This window comes from Pseudoalteromonas sp. A25, assembly GCF_009176705.1.
In the GTDB taxonomy this organism is placed as follows: Bacteria; Pseudomonadota; Gammaproteobacteria; order Enterobacterales; family Alteromonadaceae; genus Pseudoalteromonas.
This window is the reverse complement of record NZ_AP021846.1, coordinates 299248-316694: the sequence shown is the minus strand read 5'-3', so window position 1 is coordinate 316694 and position 17447 is coordinate 299248. Positions and strand designations below refer to the sequence as shown.

The 17447-nt window shown below is 41.9% G+C and carries 13 protein-coding genes; 1 reads left to right on the top strand and 12 read right to left on the bottom strand.

The window, feature by feature from the left end; genetic code table 11:
• Positions 1-16: 16 nt before the first annotated feature.
• The 7 genes from GDK41_RS01465 to GDK41_RS01435 all read right to left on the bottom strand — a co-directional run bounded on the left by GDK41_RS01465 (position 17) and on the right by GDK41_RS01435 (position 10401).
• Positions 17-3874, bottom strand: a complete 3858-nt coding sequence (locus GDK41_RS01465) for a YhdP family protein (RefSeq protein ID WP_152084741.1) — start codon at positions 3872-3874, stop codon at positions 17-19.
• A gap of 16 nt (positions 3875-3890) precedes the next feature.
• Positions 3891-5363: a ribonuclease G gene (gene rng / locus GDK41_RS01460; protein WP_152084740.1), complete on the bottom strand. Its 1473-nt coding sequence runs from the start codon at positions 5361-5363 to the stop codon at positions 3891-3893.
• Entirely contained in the window at positions 5356-5934 is a 579-nt protein-coding gene (locus tag GDK41_RS01455) for a Maf family protein (RefSeq protein ID WP_152084739.1), read from the bottom strand. The genes rng and GDK41_RS01455 overlap by 8 nt, the downstream gene beginning before the upstream one ends.
• Positions 5934-6413, bottom strand: a complete 480-nt coding sequence (gene mreD, locus GDK41_RS01450) for a rod shape-determining protein MreD (protein ID WP_152084738.1) — start codon at positions 6411-6413, stop codon at positions 5934-5936. The genes GDK41_RS01455 and mreD overlap by 1 nt, the downstream gene beginning before the upstream one ends.
• Positions 6406-7248, bottom strand: a complete 843-nt coding sequence (mreC, locus tag GDK41_RS01445) for a rod shape-determining protein MreC (RefSeq protein WP_152084737.1) — start codon at positions 7246-7248, stop codon at positions 6406-6408. Before mreC ends, mreD begins: the two co-directional genes overlap by 8 nt.
• Positions 7248-8291: a rod shape-determining protein gene (locus GDK41_RS01440; RefSeq protein WP_152084736.1), complete on the bottom strand. Its 1044-nt coding sequence runs from the start codon at positions 8289-8291 to the stop codon at positions 7248-7250. The genes mreC and GDK41_RS01440 overlap by 1 nt, the downstream gene beginning before the upstream one ends.
• A 70-nt stretch (positions 8292-8361) precedes the next feature.
• The gene (locus GDK41_RS01435; protein WP_152084735.1) at positions 8362-10401 is read right to left on the bottom strand and encodes a formylglycine-generating enzyme family protein; all 2040 of its coding nucleotides are present in this window, start codon (positions 10399-10401) and stop codon (positions 8362-8364) included.
• A 214-nt stretch (positions 10402-10615) separates the two neighbouring features.
• Here GDK41_RS01435 and GDK41_RS01430 point away from each other — a divergent pair, with 214 nt between their 5' ends.
• Positions 10616-11530, top strand: coding sequence for a 1-aminocyclopropane-1-carboxylate deaminase/D-cysteine desulfhydrase (locus tag GDK41_RS01430; protein WP_152084734.1), 915 nt, complete (start codon positions 10616-10618; stop codon positions 11528-11530).
• Here GDK41_RS01430 and GDK41_RS01425 read toward each other — a convergent pair.
• The 5 genes from GDK41_RS01425 to GDK41_RS01405 all read right to left on the bottom strand — a co-directional run bounded on the left by GDK41_RS01425 (position 11516) and on the right by GDK41_RS01405 (position 17411).
• Entirely contained in the window at positions 11516-13132 is a 1617-nt protein-coding gene (locus tag GDK41_RS01425) for an EAL domain-containing protein (protein WP_152084733.1), read from the bottom strand. The genes GDK41_RS01430 and GDK41_RS01425 overlap by 15 nt on opposite strands.
• Positions 13133-13352: 220 nt before the next feature.
• Entirely contained in the window at positions 13353-14315 is a 963-nt protein-coding gene (locus GDK41_RS01420) for a M1 family aminopeptidase (protein WP_152084732.1), read from the bottom strand.
• Positions 14316-14587: 272 nt separating this feature from the next.
• Positions 14588-15259 carry a single-stranded DNA-binding protein gene (gene ssb, locus GDK41_RS01415; protein ID WP_152084731.1) on the bottom strand — a complete coding sequence of 224 codons (672 nt, stop codon included), beginning with the start codon at positions 15257-15259 and terminating at the stop codon, positions 14588-14590.
• Between the two features lie 20 nt (positions 15260-15279).
• Positions 15280-16647 (bottom strand): MFS transporter, encoded by a 1368-nt coding sequence (locus GDK41_RS01410; protein WP_152084730.1) that lies wholly within the window; start codon positions 16645-16647, stop codon positions 15280-15282.
• Positions 16648-16697: 50 nt separating this feature from the next.
• A complete protein-coding gene (locus GDK41_RS01405; protein WP_152084729.1) occupies positions 16698-17411 on the bottom strand; it encodes a substrate-binding periplasmic protein in 714 nt (237 codons plus the stop codon).
• Between the last annotated feature and the right edge of the window lie 36 nt (positions 17412-17447).

Here is a 17447-nt window from a genome sequence, read left to right as displayed (position 1 = left end):
CATTTGAGCAAGTAGGCTACCCCGATACTGGAATAGCACCTTCATTGCTGGATGATATTTGCTTAAACGGTGCGCTTTCTACTTCAGGGTTAGGCGGTTCATTTTGAGCTGCTTGAGGAATTTCCACTTCACGGCTTTTACGATCAACTTCCTGTACCACTGGTTCACTCATTGTCCCTGTTACTTTGAATTTGATTTCAGAAATCACTCTTGCAGAGTGTATAACTTTATCCAATGCCAAAGCAGCTAAGCCAGATACTGGGTTGACCATCCAAGCCACAATAACAGGAATACTGGATGTCACTTGCGGCGCAACAGCCAAATCATAATTAATTTCAAGTGTATTTAGGTTGGCATAACCTTGAATACTCAAGTCGGCAGGTACACCATCCAGTTTAGTATCTTTTGTGTAGGCGATCCCTTTATCTAATTGAATACTGCCCTTCATTTGGTTATAAAAAAAGCCTTTTGAGAATACATCTCTAAAGTCGAGTTTGAGCTTTCTAATTAACGAGTCCAAGCTCAGCAAAGAGAATACACGGGCTCCTTGATCACTGACTTCTGTTAAATGTCCTTCCCCCAGCTCCCAGTTAATTTCCCCGCCTAGAGTTGCAATATCAAAGTCATACGGGGCCCCTTGCCAATTAAGTTGGTACCCGACATTCGCGCGAGAGTCTTTAATCGTTGAGGTGAGATCAAACTCATCAAAAAGCTCACCAATATCTTTGCTATTTAAGATCCCATCAAAGTAACTTTGCCCATCTACCCAGCGGCCTTGCCCGCGCAATACATGATCGCCTTTGTCCACCACTAACTCTGACACGGTCAACTGCTTAGCATCACCAAATAGTGATGCAGTCACTTTATCAAGCTGGTAACGACCTAATTTACAATCACCACAATTGAATTCAATAGCTGGGATCCGCGTCAACCAATCAAGCTCAGCAACCTTTGCTTTCTCTGTTTGCTCTGCTTGCTCTTTGAAATTAACGCGTAAATAGTCTGTATCAACAAGTATCGGACGGCTTGAGCCCCGCCTAGGTAGCAAGATAGTCGCTCTGAGCTCTTTGGCGTTGAGCCTCATTGTCATACCATCGCTACTTGGAAATAAACGCATTTCTAAGTCTGTAAACGGGATATCTGCAACGTGTATATTAGCAAACTGCGCAGTTATCATTTCTAACTCAGGCAACAAAGTATCTTCTGAGTTCGGCAAAGAAATCAAACGGTCGATAAACGTAAGCCACGGTTCAACCTCCATATTTGGCTGTGATATCGCGACATGAAAACCGCTGCCAACGACTAACCCTTTATTATCCTGCCCCACAATTAGTTGCGCTTGGCTGAGCTTGCCAGTTTGATTGTCCAAGATACCATTGAAAAATAATCGCTCCGCTAAATTAGCAGTAATGAGGTTAGAAATATCATCACCCTGAATTTGAGCGCTCAACACCCATTCCTCTTCACTAGGCTTTTGATATGGGATAGGAAAATGACTCGTTACACCTTTCAAATTAGCATGTAGCTGAGCATTGTAATTAAACCCTTGTTCCATAAACTGAAGTTTAACCTGTGTACGGAGCTGACTCTCCCCCTCAACAAGGCCATCAAGCAAGCCTTGGGTATGTGGAATGAGCTTACTTGCCTGTGCCGATAAAACGGTATCAACATTAACTTCATACTGATCACTATCACCGTCTCCAAAGACATCAATACTCAACGGCATACCAAGCCAAGTAGCAGTACTTTGCTTTAGTTCTATACGGTCATCCTCAAAATGCAAAATACCATCAACGTTAGATAACTGCATGCCTGGTTGCGCTAAGAAAATGTCTGCGCTATTTAAATCTATCTTTCCTGAGGCATGCACATCCAAGCTATTAAGATCAATATCTAGGCTCACTTGTCCGCTTACCCTACCCTCACCTTTAACAACTTCTAGCACATTCACAAGCGGTTCTTTCAGTGGAGTTGCATTAAAAAATGGTAATAGTGTTTGTGCGTTGGTTTCGTGGTCAATCGTAACGTAAAGGTTGTCTGCTTGATTAAGGTTAGGTAAAGTCACCACCACAGGGCTACTAAGCTGCTGGTTTATTAACTCCCCCTCATTGGCATAAATGTCCATGCGCTCATTTGCAAAGTGCAGTGTAACGTCTGCGTTTTTAACCGCAGGCCAATCTGGCGCAAACAAAAAATCAGCTTGGCTAATATGAGACAACACCTCAAATTGGCCTTTGCCATTATCAAAAGGAAATGCATCTAATACACCGGATAATAAAACCTGGCTCTTGCGATGTTGCCCAGCTAGAACACCTCTTTCAAGATACTCTACTAGGTTTTCTGACATAACTGTTCGAGGGTAGTAATTTGAAGCTGTTTTCGCATTCCCCCCTAATACTTCCGCATATAAATCGAGCTTAGGGTTCTCATTTAAAGCAAGATGCATTTCTCCAGCAACGGTCAGCTCTTGATTATTGAACCATAAGGAATCACTAGTAATGTGCCAAACATCATTTTGTTGGTAGAGCTGCAGCTGTGCATTGAGTTGCTCATACTCCAGTGGCTTTTTAAACATCCCTTCTGATAGTAGTGCCGAGTGCTCGCTAAACACATTAATGGCAGCACCTGTGCTTTGCCATAGCAACTCAACGCGTGCCTTAGATAAACCAGGCACACCACTAAACGGCGACCACCCTAAATTTTCCACATTTAACCAAACTTGATATGACGTTGCTGGCGACCAAGCTATACGCCCTTGCAGTTGACCTTGAACATTTACATTCGCGAGTGTATCAACTTCATTTAGCTGTAGTAACTGTGAAAGCTCCTTCACCAAGCCAACATTCACATCCTCGAACCAAAAGTAGCGTCCCTGTTCACCAAACTGCCCTTCGAACTTCACTGGGGTATAGTTTGTGTTATCTAAATTAAGCAATAGCTCAGAGCTGCGTAACTTCCAAACTCCCTCGTTCGGTACGAGTTGCACTTGCCCTCGTGACAAGGTGAACTCATGCGGTGACTGAGCATCAATCCACTGAACTTTACTAGGTAATGCATTGATGGTGACATCTCGTACCTGACCATCACTCAGCGCCAGCCACAGTTCGCCATTTAACTCTGTAGAAATGTGCTTTTGCTGAGTTGAAAGCTGCTCTGTGAGCCACTCAGCAACATCAACATTTTGTGCTTGTAAATAAACCTGTCCTGCTAAATTTCTTAATGTATTGCCTGTGAGTGCAATACGCGCTGAAAAACGCCCTTGCTGCAACCCAGGTATCGCCACTTCTCCCTCACCCTTATGATTTTCAGGGCTATTTTGCCACGTTAAGTCATTAAGCAATAAGGTATGAATAAAGCCATTTTTTGTGCGTAGGTTTAGCTGGCTTGATTGGATTGAAAAGTGCCCTGTTTCACCCAAAAACAAGCTTTCGATGAGCGATTGCTGCTCAAATTCTTGACTTTGCTCATTATCATTGGCTTGAGCAAGCTCGGCTAGGTTAACCTGTGCAGAAAAACCATCAATCACAAAATAATTTGAGCGGATCTGCCAATTTTTCAAAGACTCCAGTACATTAAGTTGTAAGCTGGTCTTCTGAATTGATAATGCAATCGGTGAACTTTCGTTATCTACAAAGGTTAAATTCTCTAATACCAGGGCTGGGCCATTACTTTCCCAGCTAGCACTAATTGAGCCTAAACTTAAATTAACCCCAAACTGCTGATGAATAATGTCTTCGATACGCTCACGGTAATCATTCGCATACGGCAAGCTGTACTTGATAACGGAAACCAGGACCGCAAGTGTGACAAGTGTGATGGCAAACACCTGCCAAATTTTACGTATACAAAAGAAACAAAAGGTTTTAACTTGCATTGGGCACTACGTCACCTTACATCATTACGACGTCAAACTGTTCTTGGCTATATAAGCTTTCCGTTTGAATACTGACCTGTTTTCCAATAAAGAGTTCCAATTCAGCTAAATTATGATATTCATCATTAATGAGCGCCTCACTCACAGCGGGTGAGGCATAAACCATAAATTTATCGGCGTCATAAGCTCGGTTGACCCGAACTATTTCTCGTAAGATTTCATAGCAAACCGTTTCTACCGTTTTTAATGAACCTCTTCCTGCGCACGCTGGGCAAACGTCACACAAAATATGCTCAAGGCTTTCTCTGGTGCGCTTGCGGGTCATTTCAACCAAACCTAAGGCTGACAAACCATTAATATTTGCTTTGGCCCTATCTTTTGCCAAAGCAGTCTCTAACGAGTGTAGCACGCGACGCTTATGTTCATCAGAAACCATATCAATAAAATCAATAATGATGATCCCACCTAGGTTACGTAATCGTAACTGCCTTGCAATAGCAGAAGTTGCTTCTACATTCGTGTTAAAAATAGTTTCTTCTAGATTGCGATGGCCAACAAATGCGCCAGTATTAACATCCACAGTCGTCATTGCTTCAGTCTGGTCGATGATCAAGTACCCACCAGATTTCAGCTCAACTTTTCGGTGCAACGCTTTTTGGATTTCATTTTCAACATCAAATAAATCAAAAATAGGCCTTTCGCCAGGATAATATTCTAACGCTTTTCCTAACAGCGGCACGAACTCTTCAGTAAAAGCTTTAAGCTCTTGATATGTCAGCTTTGAGTCAACGCGGATCCGTTCCATATCTTCACCAACGTAGTCTCTTAAGGTCCTAAATGCCAGTGTCAGATCTTCATGCAAAATGGCTGCTTTACTGGTCTTTTTACGTCGACTAACGATTTTCCGCCAAAGCTTTTTCAAAAACTCTGCGTCATGCTTAAGCTCAGCCTCACTCGCCCCTTCAGCTGCCGTACGAACGATAAAGCCACCATTTTCGTCATTGTACTCAGACACTATTTCTTTTAGACGCGCTCGCTCCTCTTCAGTCTCAATTCTTTGACTGACACCCACATGAGTTGCATCTGGCATAAACACAAGATAACGCGAGGGAATTGTTATGTCTGTTGTTAATCGAGCCCCTTTTGTGCCCAGGGGATCTTTCACCACCTGGACCATAATATATTGGCCCTGCTTAACAAGCTCTCTGATATCTTGTACTTTTTTAACTGGCTGCTCGTCAACGCCCTCTTCAAAAGATGCGCTGTTGACTATATCGGAAGCATGTAAAAATGCAGCTTTTTCTAATCCTATATCTACAAAGGCTGCTTGCATGCCAGGCAACACTCGGCTCACTTTACCCAAATAGATATTACCAACAATACCAAGATTACCTATGCGCTCTACTTGCACTTCTTGTAATACGCCATTTTCAATGAGCGCCACGCGACTTTCGCTTGGCGTGACGTTTATTAATAATTCACTACTCATAATAGCCTTCGGTAAATTCTTTAATTAGTTGCTCAGTTTCATATAAAGGTAAACCCATTACCGCAAAGTAGCTACCCGACATTTTCGTAACAAATTTTCCGCCTATCCCTTGAATACCATAGCCACCAGCTTTATCTAATGGTTCACCACTTAGCCAATACTGATCAATTTCTCGCTCACTTAACATTTTAAAAGTGACATCGGTCGCCACCACACAACTTAACGTGTGCGTGCTATCAGCTAACGCGACTGCGGTATATACTTGGTGGGTACGGCCTGAGAGTCTTTCCATTGTGCTTAAAAAATCTGACTTATCTTTTGGTTTACCTAAAGCGATATCATCAATAACGACTACCGTATCACTACCTAGTACAGGCCGGTCATTATAACCTTTTTGAACCCCCAACTCGGCCTTTAATCGTGCTAGGCGCTCAACATATTCTAGAGGTGATTCATTAGATAGCTGTGTTTCGTCAGCATCAACTGAAAATTGAACAAACTCATATTCAAGTTGAGCTAAGAGCTGCTTACGTCTGGGCGATGCAGAAGCTAAATACAAACTTAGGGGCATTAACGGATCCTAAACTGACGACGGTACTTTCTTAGTAATAAAAAGATCCATGGCCAACATAACATACCAGTAAAAGCAGGCCACAAATAATGGGGACTAAAATACACGTCAAGTAAAAAATGGTTTAACCAAAACAACAGTAAATGATAAAGCGTTAAGAACAAACCCACTAACATCGCCTGCTGCCAAATTGAAAAATTACGTATTTTTTGAAAGTTGCTGACTGTGATATAGATACATATGGAGTAGGTTAACGAATTAACCCCCAAAGGAGCACCAATAGCTAGATCCATGAGCAAACCAGCCACCCATGCCCAACCAATATTAACACGGTGTGGCACAGCCAAAGACCAATACATAAGGACCAGCAACACCCAATCAGGACGAAACGGTTCAGCAGAAATAGGCAACGGCATTAACGCCATCACCAAAGCAAGAAAAACACTAAAAGCAATAAGAAAATAATAGCGCTTAATCATTATCTAAGCTCTCTTGTGAAGTCCGCCCTAAAATCAATAACAAACGAACCCTATCTAACTGTGCGATCGGCTCTGCGTATACCTGTGCAAAGGGCAAACCTTCATCACGATTGAGCTCTGTCACAACAGCAACGGGGTACCCCTCTGGAAACGTACCACCAAGCCCGGAGGTCACTAAAACATCTCCAATTCGAACATCTAAACTATGGGGTACATGTGACAGCTTCAACTTATTAATCTTGCCAATCCCCTCAACAACAGTACGTACATCATTACGTAATATCCTAACGGGTGTAGCATGGGTAATATCTGTCATCAAAAGTACGCGTGATGTTGTAGTCCCCACTTGAGTTAACTGTCCTACCAAGCCCATTTCATCGATAACAGGCTGGCTTTCTGTAACCCCGTCTATTGTGCCACGATTTACCACAACTTGATGACTATAGGGATTAGAATGAACTGATATTACTTGCGCGATTTGTCGCGTATTTTTCTCTCTTGCAGATGCATTTAACAATGCCCTGAGTTTTTTGTTTTCTTGTTGTAAAAACTGCAGCTGTTGCAGCTGCTCACTTTGTAATAACTGCTTATGCTTTAGTGTGCTATTTTCTTCATTCAGCTGCTCACGAGTTTGTAGGCTTTTAGCACCACTATTAAAAACTTCGTAGGGCATACTCGCTAAATACAACAAAGGACTAACCGCAGTATGCAAGCTAGTCCTGATCATGTCTCCGCCTTGTGTGAAGCGATCTCCAACAATTAATATAATACTTAGCATCACTGCAACAGTTAAGCGCAGTTGCAGTGATACCGTGCGGCCAAATAGTAAATTCATTAGTCGTAGCTAAATACGTCACCACCGTGCATATCAATCATTTCCAGAGCCTTACCGCCACCTCTGGCAACACACGTAAGCGGATCATCAGCAACAACAACTGGAATGCCTGTTTCTTCCATAAGTAGTCTGTCTAAATCTTTCAACAACGCACCACCGCCAGTTAATACCATACCGTGTGCAGAAATATCCGACGCTAATTCTGGAGGAGACTGTTCCAACGCCACCATAACCGCACTAACGATCCCCATTAGCGGCTCTTGTAACGCTTCAAGAATTTCATGAGAGTTTAGTGTAAATGAGCGAGGCACCCCTTCTGCTAAATTACGACCCCTTACCTCAATCGAAATAGGTTCATCGCTTCTAAATGCAGAGCCGATTTCATGTTTAATATGCTCAGCTGTTGCCTCACCAATTAAACTACCAAAGTTACGGCGTACATAGTTAATAATAGCCTCATCAAATTTGTCGCCACCAATGCGTACAGATGATGAATAGACCACACCATTGAGAGAAATAATAGCAACTTCAGTTGTACCACCACCAATATCAACAACCATAGAACCTGTTGCTTCAGATACTGGCAATCCGGCACCTATCGCGGCTGCCATAGGTTCCTCAATTAAATAAACCTCTCTGGCTCCTGCTCCCATCGCAGATTCACGTATAGCCCGTTTTTCTACTTGTGTTGCGCCACACGGCACACAAATCAAAACACGTGGGCTTGGTCTCATAAAGTTATTATTGTGCACTTGTTTTATAAAGTGCTGTAGCATTTTTTCAGTCACATAAAAGTCAGCAATTACACCGTCTTTCATTGGTCGAATTGCCTTTATATTGCCTGGGGTACGGCCCAGCATTTGTTTAGCTGCTGTACCTACAGAAGCAACACTTTTAGGCCCTCCCGCGCGCTCTTGTCTAATCGCGACAACTGAAGGTTCATTTAACACAATGCCTTCTTCTTTTACATAAATAAGAGTGTTAGCTGTACCTAAGTCAATAGATAGGTCGTTGGAAAATAATCCGCGTAATTTTTTAAACATGAGGCTGGGTAACCTTAAAGAAATACTTTATATTAAGTGATGCAAAGCATCACCCATCGTTATACTGTTCTTACCGCTCTCGTACTAAACGAAAACCGATGTAATTTGCTCGAAAATCTGTAGCTAACTCTAATCGAGTAGACACTCGCGCTAGGCTTGGCGCAAAATTCCAAGCACCTCCACGCACCGTAACACCACTTTGAGATGCTCGTTTTTGTGTCCACTCCCACACATTACCTACAGTGTCATACAGTCCATAATAATTAGGAGGAAACTCTCCCACTGGCGCTGCACTTTTATTGGACCACTCACTACCACACCAACCGCAGTTAGCTAAGCTTTTGCCGATTTCATTACCCCATGGGTATTCAGATTTAGTGCCAGCTCTTGCGGCATATTCCCACTCAACTTCATTAGGCAGTCTAAATTGTTCACCTTGCTCTGCAGAGAGCCAATTCGCATAAGCTTTAGCATCTTCATACGACACACATACAACAGGAAAATTCTCTGCTTGCTCGTAGCCTGGTGCTTGCCAATTATAATCTAGCTCCCAAACAGGCTCACCGTCTTTGTAATACGCGCAACCACGACTTTTTTGCGCAGCAGTAACATACCCCGTACTTTCAATGAACATCCTAAACTCACCGACGGTCACTTCCGTGCTTTGCATCCCATAAGAGTTACTAAGCACCTTTTCCAAAACAGGGCGTTCATTCGCTAATCCATTCCCAACCAAGTCACCCATTTTGAATGAACCTGCCGGAACAATCACCACTTCATTTTTTGGTGTTTGCGAGATAACTTTTGGTGTAGTTTCAGTACTGCCTTGCTCGCTTTTTGGTGTCGGTACAGCAATCGACTCAGGCTTTTTTACCAGCTTTGCGTTAATTGTCTGTGCCTTGCGAATAGTCATTCGCTTTTTATAAGGCTTATATCCTAGCTTTCGTATTTCAACATCATATGTACCAGCAGGAAGCTTTACTGAAAGCTTCGTTGAGCCATAACTCACCCCATTAATAAAAACTTCATCATCATACACATTAGAGCGTAAAGTGACGGGGATCATGGCCGGAGTTTTTTTTTCCGGCATGGCCTGCGCACTTGATTGCGTTACTTCAATGGTTGGTTCTACGTTAAGCCTAGATACCTGTACACGACTTGGCACTGTGGTAGTTTGCTCAGAGAAATTTAATTGACTGTCGTTGTATACAGCAGGGTAATTCGCTTGATAAGTTCCGACAGACCCCGCCATTGGCGTGCCATATTCTGCACAAAATCTATTATCTATACTTATCAAGCTACACAGTCGACTATTATTAACATCACCACGCATACTCACACTCAAGTTCACGCTGTAGTTACCTTGCCCACTAAACGCACTACTCACGACATGGCTATTGAGCACTTGAACTTGCGCCCCTGCTAGATTCCGTTTGGGTTCAACAAGACGCTGCTCGGTTAAGTTCGCAAATAATTGATCAACGAAACGTTTGGTCGCTTTTTGCAACGCCATTTGCTGCCCTCGTTGCTCACAAGCAGCCAATGTTTCAGTACGCTTACAATTGATAGTATGGTCAACTTCTAATGTACCTTCACGCGTGAATTCGTTGCGTAAACGTTCTACACGCGCTGTACTCAATTGGTCTTTTAAACTTTCTAATGTGTTAATTAAAGTGTGTTTAGTTACTCTGATTTGTTCTATATCTTTTCGATGTGAAGCTATGGCCGCTAGCTGCATCGTAATATCATCTTTATTTTTTTTGTGTTCCGAAACCGCTTCTTTATACCGGGCTTGCGCTTTTGAAATGTCAATTGTTGGGTCATCGATTAAGCGACGATAAAGATCATTCATCGCATCTAACGCTTGGTTTTTTTCTTTATCCAAATCAGTTGAACGCTTTCTCAGTAAGTCTAATTGCGACTGTAACCTCGTTTCTTCACCTAAGTGCTTGTCCAATATTTGCGTGTAATTATCTAATTCAGCTTGTTTCACCGAAAGTTCTGATTCAATGGCATTCACCGTTGCTGTGTCTTGCGCCGTTACGTTGAATGTCGCACAGGCAGCCATCAATGTGGCAGAGACAAAAAAAGATAAAGGAGCTATTCGCATATATTCCATTCCCAAAAACGCGGCAATTATTGGTCTTTGTTATTTTTTTATAGTTAGTTCTTAATGCTATGTACTTACAAAGCAAAACACAAGCTTTGCGCCATTAATATCTGAGTTTACAACTATTAACCACAACGTTGCTAGTAATCTGCACATATTTTACAAGATAGCTGTTAGAATTATCTCAACATCGCCATTCAAACCAGAAATTAGTATGAGTTTTAACCAGTTTGATTTTCCCGAATCCCCGTTACAGGTAATAAGCCACCCATTATTAAAACAAAAAAATATTACGCTTACTGTCAAACGGGATGACCTACATCATCCTCACATAGCGGGAAATAAATGGCGAAAACTAAAATACAATCTAATCAAGATGCAACAGGAGCGAAAAGCCGCGTTTTTAACTTTTTCTGGCCCTTTCTCGAACCACCTTTACGCAGTGAGTATGGCCTGCAAACTATTCTCCCTTGAAGGTAATGTAATAATAAGGGGGCCACATTTAGATGAAAACAATCCAACTATTCGGATGGCACGCGCTTGTGGTGTAAAGTTACACACCGTCGATAGAGCAACTTATCGCTTAAGGTACCAAGAAAGCTATTTGAACGAACTACAACAGCAGTTCGCACACTGCCATTTAATCCCAGAAGGAGGCAGCAATCAATTTGCCATGCTTGGTCTTAAAGAGCTTGCTCAAAGTTTACCAAAAAGTGATTATATTATGTGTGCAACAGGCAGCGGCGGCACGCTCGCAGGGTTAATTAATGCAAGCTCTTGCAAAACGTCAATAATTGGTATCGCAGTACTAAAACAAGCAGAGTATTTAAATAGCGATATTTTACGCCTAGCCCCTAAAGCTGCCAATCAGTCGAACTGGCAATTAATGTGTGACTTTCATGATGGAGGATATGGTAAATTCTCTGCTGAACTTTGGCAGTTTTGTCAGACAATGCGAAAAAACTACAATCTTCCTCTGGAGCCTATTTATAGCGGTAAACTATTCTACGCTTTGTGGCATTTACTAGAACAAGACTTTTTTGCACCTGGCAGTCATATTACAGCGATACATACCGGTGGATTGCAGGGCTTAGATGGTTTGCGGTATCGAAAATTAATATCTCACTAGCTCTAATTGCTGGAGCAACTCAGCAAAATAATAACCCTGAGCGCCATCTACCCCCAAAGACTTCAAACAATCTAATTCTGCTTGGCTCTCAACACCAACAGCATAAACCGCCACCTTTAACCTTTTTGCTTGATAAACTATTTGTTTAATGGTTTTTTGTTGTTGTGTACTTAGATGGACTTTGTGCACAAGTCCAAACCCTAACTTTACAGCCGAGATCAATTGGTTTTCGCGTAAAATATTTACAATCAGCGGTGATTCAACATGATCAATAATTAACGCTACATTGACGCCTGTAAAAAACAGCTGCTGAACATTAATTTGCTGATGATACTTATAATAATCATCAGCACATACTTCAAAGGTCAGCTTTTTGATCTGGTTTGTATCTCTAATTTGCGCAATCAACCAATGTATAAAATCAATGTCTACCCAGTTTTCGATATGAAGGTTAATGCTCACATCCGATTTGTGAGGCTCTTTCGAAAGAATGCTTATAGCTTTACTCAAAATGGTCTTATCAAGTGTTTCTAGGTTGTCTTTGCTGTGCAATTGAGGAATAAACTGCTTAGCAGCGATGAGCCCTAGTTGCGCATGCCTTACCCTCAACAACACCTCACTTTGAATAATATCTTGCTGCTCAAACCCAAATAAGGGCTGGAAAAACAAGACAAACTGCCCATTTTTGATACAGCGAACAAAGTCATCTTCACTATTTTGCATGGCATTTTCATGCGTTTTATCTAATGGCATCATATGGACATGTTGCCACACATTATTATTAGCTATTTCTAGCGCTGCCCTCGCTAATTGGTACACATTCGCTTGTTCAGCTTCATTTTGATAAAAACAGCCACCTACTTTGATCTGCTTACGGGACAGATCCCCCCTAAGTGAACGAAGCGTGCGAAACATGACCTCATGAAGCTTTTTCCCTAGTTCTATCACATCCCCCCAAGCTATATTCTCGAAAGTAACAGCCAAGGCGCCAGAATTTAAATACTTTACTGAACATTTCATCGAACTTGGTAAATGCTTATGAATCGCGACACTGAAATGACTTTTTTCATCAAGCCCAGGCTCAAGCTTGATGGTCCACCTGATCAATAAAAATACCTTGAACAAGCTGCTATCGGCAGCTTTTGGATCAACCGTGCTCAAAATTGAGTTATCGTGACTGTCTAATTTATTATCAGACAAAAAACGCCTAGGTCTAACGCGATAAACTTGCCACCAGCGATAGACAAAAACCAACAGCCCAAAAAATAATATATTGAAAAATAAAATGATATAAGCATGCTTTTGATAAGGTGCAGGGTGCACCAAATTGAGGGAGATACCCGCCGCCGAGAACTGAGAGGCCTCTTCAGGTAGTGGTGCATCATCAGGTACATACTCAAACTTGAACTGCTGCGCAATCGCGGCAATGTTCGTTTCAGTTCTGAGCTCAGTTGGCAACTTAGCCACTCTTTGCACAACAGCCTCTGCACGCTGATGTATCTGTAAATGCAATAAATGTAGCAATAAGATATTTAAAGCAACTATAACCGCTAAGCCCACTGCAACCATACGCCAGTTGAGTGATTTAAAAAATAACTGCACGTTTAACTATACCTTCTACAACCTTGCAACGCTTACATAGATTAAGTGTTGTACAGTAGTAGGCAAAACTCAAGGTGGCACACTGCTTGGCGGGTTTTTTTATTGAGATAAAAAATAACCCAATGAGTATAAAATAAAAGATACAGTATAAGTCATTTTTGCAAAGGCGCTTTACCGCAAGAGTAAGTGCCATTGTTGCAAGCTACATTTATCTAAAGCGTTACTCATATTCGGTAATGCCTAACGTTTCGTATAACACACTAAAATCACTTTTATTTTTCTTGTTCAAAGTGAGAGCCCACAGCGCATCGCTTATCGGTAAATACTCTGATACAGGGAGTATGGCATGTCCATCTACGTACGAATCAATAAACTTAGTATAATTAAGTCCAGTAGTTAGCCTAATACCCTCAATGATATCTTTTTGGGTATAGCGCCGCTTATCTCTAGGGAAATTGCTATATAACCACTGCATTAGATTATCTATACTTTTGTTATTGTTAGTTCTTTTCCTAATATCATGGTCAAGTGCCATAGCCACAAGCCAACCACCGCTATATACAAGAAAGTAATTGTCAAACTTTGTATTATTTGTTCTCCCCGCCTCTCTCATGGAAATATCACCAAGCCTAGAAGCGCTGAAGTAATACCCTATAACCGACGATACCATAGCCAGCATTTCATTCGAGGATATCAAATCCAATTCAACGGCACTCTTGTAGGCATAGAACTCAGCAAAACCCTCATTAAACCAATGCTCTTGCCCATCTTGGTAACGAATAGATTCACCACTCCATAAGTGAAACAATTCATGCAGCAATATCGTCTGCCATGTTGCAAATCCGAATGCTTTACCTTCATTCCATGAAAGCATAATGAGTTTAGGATCAGCTTCTCCTCCCAAATACTTCCCTTTATTCACATGAATGGTGATATCAGAATATTCTTTCCCCTTTAAATCTCTAGGCAGACCGCCAAACAATTTTGTATAAGCAGCAAAAGCTTGATTCGTTAACCCGTTAATCTCCAACTCCTTTTTAACTGATACATTGTCCATAAAGTGATAATGAATAGTCACATGTTCCAACTGAACAACTTTTGAGACTTCTGTAGCTTGTGTGATGATTGAAGCAAGTAATATAAAAATATAACTCCCACATCGTAATATTACGCTCTTTAGCATCAACTAATTCCTGTTAAATTGCTTGAAATGCCTTGTGAAATACGAATGGGACTTCATCAAGGTTAAGATTGAGACACCACTGTATGATATTTGCTAACCGACAGCCATGACACCACAACCGCTATAACTGACATCCGAAATAGTAGTGAGTTGGGCGGATAACTATTACTTTTTGAGGAGCGAACAATAATCGCTTTATTAGAAATGAAAAGGCCTGTAAAAAACAGGCCTTTATATACTAAATTATTGATACGTAAAACTTTCCACACCAATTAGAACGGAATATCATCATCAAAATCAATAGGTGGTTCCATCGGGTTAGATGCGCCGCCTGATTGCGCCGGTTTTGGTGCAAAGCCGCCTTGCTGCTGTGGCGCACTTTGTTGTGGTTGCTGAGGCGCAAAACCACCACTTTGGCCTTGATTGCTTTGTTGTGCAGGCGCATATCCGCTGCTTTGTTGCTGCGAGTGGCTCTGGTTACTTTGAGCCTGAGGTGCATACTGTTGCTGCTGCTGTTGTGGTGCTTGGTTATACTGTTGCTGAGTATAGTTACTTTGCTGTTGACCACCTTGATATGGTGCACTGCCTTGCTGCTCATTACGGCCGCCCAACATTTGCATTTGGCCACCCATATCAACAACTATCTCAGTCGTATATTTTTCTTGACCACTTTGATCTGTCCACTTACGAGTTTGTAAACGGCCTTCAATATAAACTTGTGAACCTTTTCGTAAGTATTCCCCTGCTACTTCTGCTAGCTTGCCAAACAGCACCACTCGGTGCCACTCGGTGCGTTCTTGCAACTGGCCTGTATTTTTGTCTTTCCAGCTGTCAGTAGTGGCAATACTAATATTTGCAACACCATTGCCATTTGGCATATAGCGTACTTCTGGATCTTGTCCTAGATTACCAACCAAAATAACTTTGTTTACACCGCGTGCCATGGCACCCTCTCCTCACACTATTAATGCAAGCCAAGTATTTGCTTAGCTTGGTTTAAATCAAATTTTTTATCATCTATCTTCAGATAGCTGCGATTTTCTTCACTTACGACAATCGCTTCGAGCACACCGGGCAGAGCAACCAGCTTATTAGCCAAAACTTCTGCTTGCTGAGGTTCTGACAGCTCAGTGATTAAGCTAATAATTTTGCTTTTCGGTGGGATCTGCATTCGCCATGCAATAAATAGCCATATTACCCCAACACAGGCTACTGCCGCAAACACTGAGTTCGCTTCTCCGTATTGAGCAATGTAACCTCCTAAAATTCCGCCTAAAAAAGCTCCAAAAAACTGTCCTGACGAGAAAATTCCCATCGCAGACCCTTTTTGTGATGCTGGCGCTATACGAGATACCAACGCCGGCATGGTCGCTTCCAAGAAGTTAAACGCTATAAAATACAATAACATACAAACAGCAATACCGATTACGGAGTTAGCCCACATCATTAAACTTGCCGTGCTGATCACTAATAAGCCAATTGCTGCCAAAAATGTTTCTCGTTCTTTTTGCTTTCTAATTGCCACAATCATCAAAGGGGCCATCAATACAAATGCTAGCAATAATACAGGGATGTAGAGCTTCCAATGCGCTTCGGCAACTAACCCATCTGCAATGAGTTGCCCAGGTAAAACAACAAACAATGTTGTTAGCGATAAATGCAACAACATCACGCCTATATCTAAACGCAGCAGCTGTGGATGACGACTTAATTTACGAATATCACTTAGCGTTGCAATAGTATCGCCTTTTGGTGCTTTGTTCACCGCGCTCGGTACTACAAATAGAATAATGACTATCCCGCACAATGCGAGTATCGCTGTTAACCAAAAGACCCCAGAAATACCGAATGCGGCAGCAACCATCGGCCCTAGCAACATAGCAAACGCAAAACTCAAGCCGATACACATGCCAATAACAGCCATTACTTTTGGGCGCTGCTCATCTCGGCTCAAATCAGCCGCTAGAGCAAGTAACGCACTAGCAATAGCCCCCATTCCCTGTAGCGCTCGACCAACAGTAACCCAATATATTGAGTCTGCAAGCGCAGCGATTACGGAGCCAATCGCAAAAATGACCAAACCAACAATAATAATCGGTTTACGCCCAAATTTATCAGACAACCACCCCATCGGAATTTGTAATAAAGCTTGTGTTAAACCATAAGCGCCGATTGCCAATCCGATCCACATTGGTGAAACATGCTCAAGCGACTGACCATAAATAGCCAACACAGGCATAAGCATAAAAAGGCCTAGCATACGAAACGCAAAGACACTCGCTAATGATAACGCAGCGCGTTTTTCAAGAAGATTTAATGATTGATTAGACATAGTACCCGTTTTTATAGCTCACTTAAGCGCGCCACAGTCTATCAAAAAACTCAATCCAACTTATACTTTTTTAATATTTGCTCGAACTTTCCTGATTCATTAAGACGCTTAAACGCCCTAGTCAACTTATCAATAACCGACTTGCTCACACTTTGTTTGCTCAAAGCAATATAAACGGGTTCAACATTTACCACGAAAGGTGCAATATCAATTTCAACGAAATCAGGGTTGTACTCTCTTTGATATACAATGTTGTATTTTTCTTCTAAAAATCCTGAGATCCGTCCGTGACGTAGTAGATTGAGCTTTAACTGGTTATCAGGTACATAAATAAACTTGTCTTCGGAATCAGACTCTTGCTTCATGCGAGCTTCAAAGGCTTCCCCATAATATGCACCTCGCTGAATAGCAACAGGCCTTGGCAGTGAAAATAGCTCTTCCAAAGACTGCACGTAAAACGGTCTTTGAGCATTAAAAGCGAAAACGATATTTTCTTCTCTTTGAGGCCCTATAAAATAGGCAAAACGCATTCTTTGCGCCGTTTTTGATACGCTGAGCATTAAATCAATTTCACCCATTTCAAGCATTTTTAATGCTCTTCCCCAAGGTATACTGATAAAGCGATACCCACATCCTGCCTCGTCTAGTAAGGCTTTTGCAAAATCAACATCTAAGCCATGCCACCGCATCTGCTCATCTTGCAGAGACTGAGCTGAATAGTTTTCAAAACGTACAATAAGCTCGCATGGCAAAGTCTTAGCCATCGCTAGAGTGCTTAAAAAAAACAATAGCCCGATTAT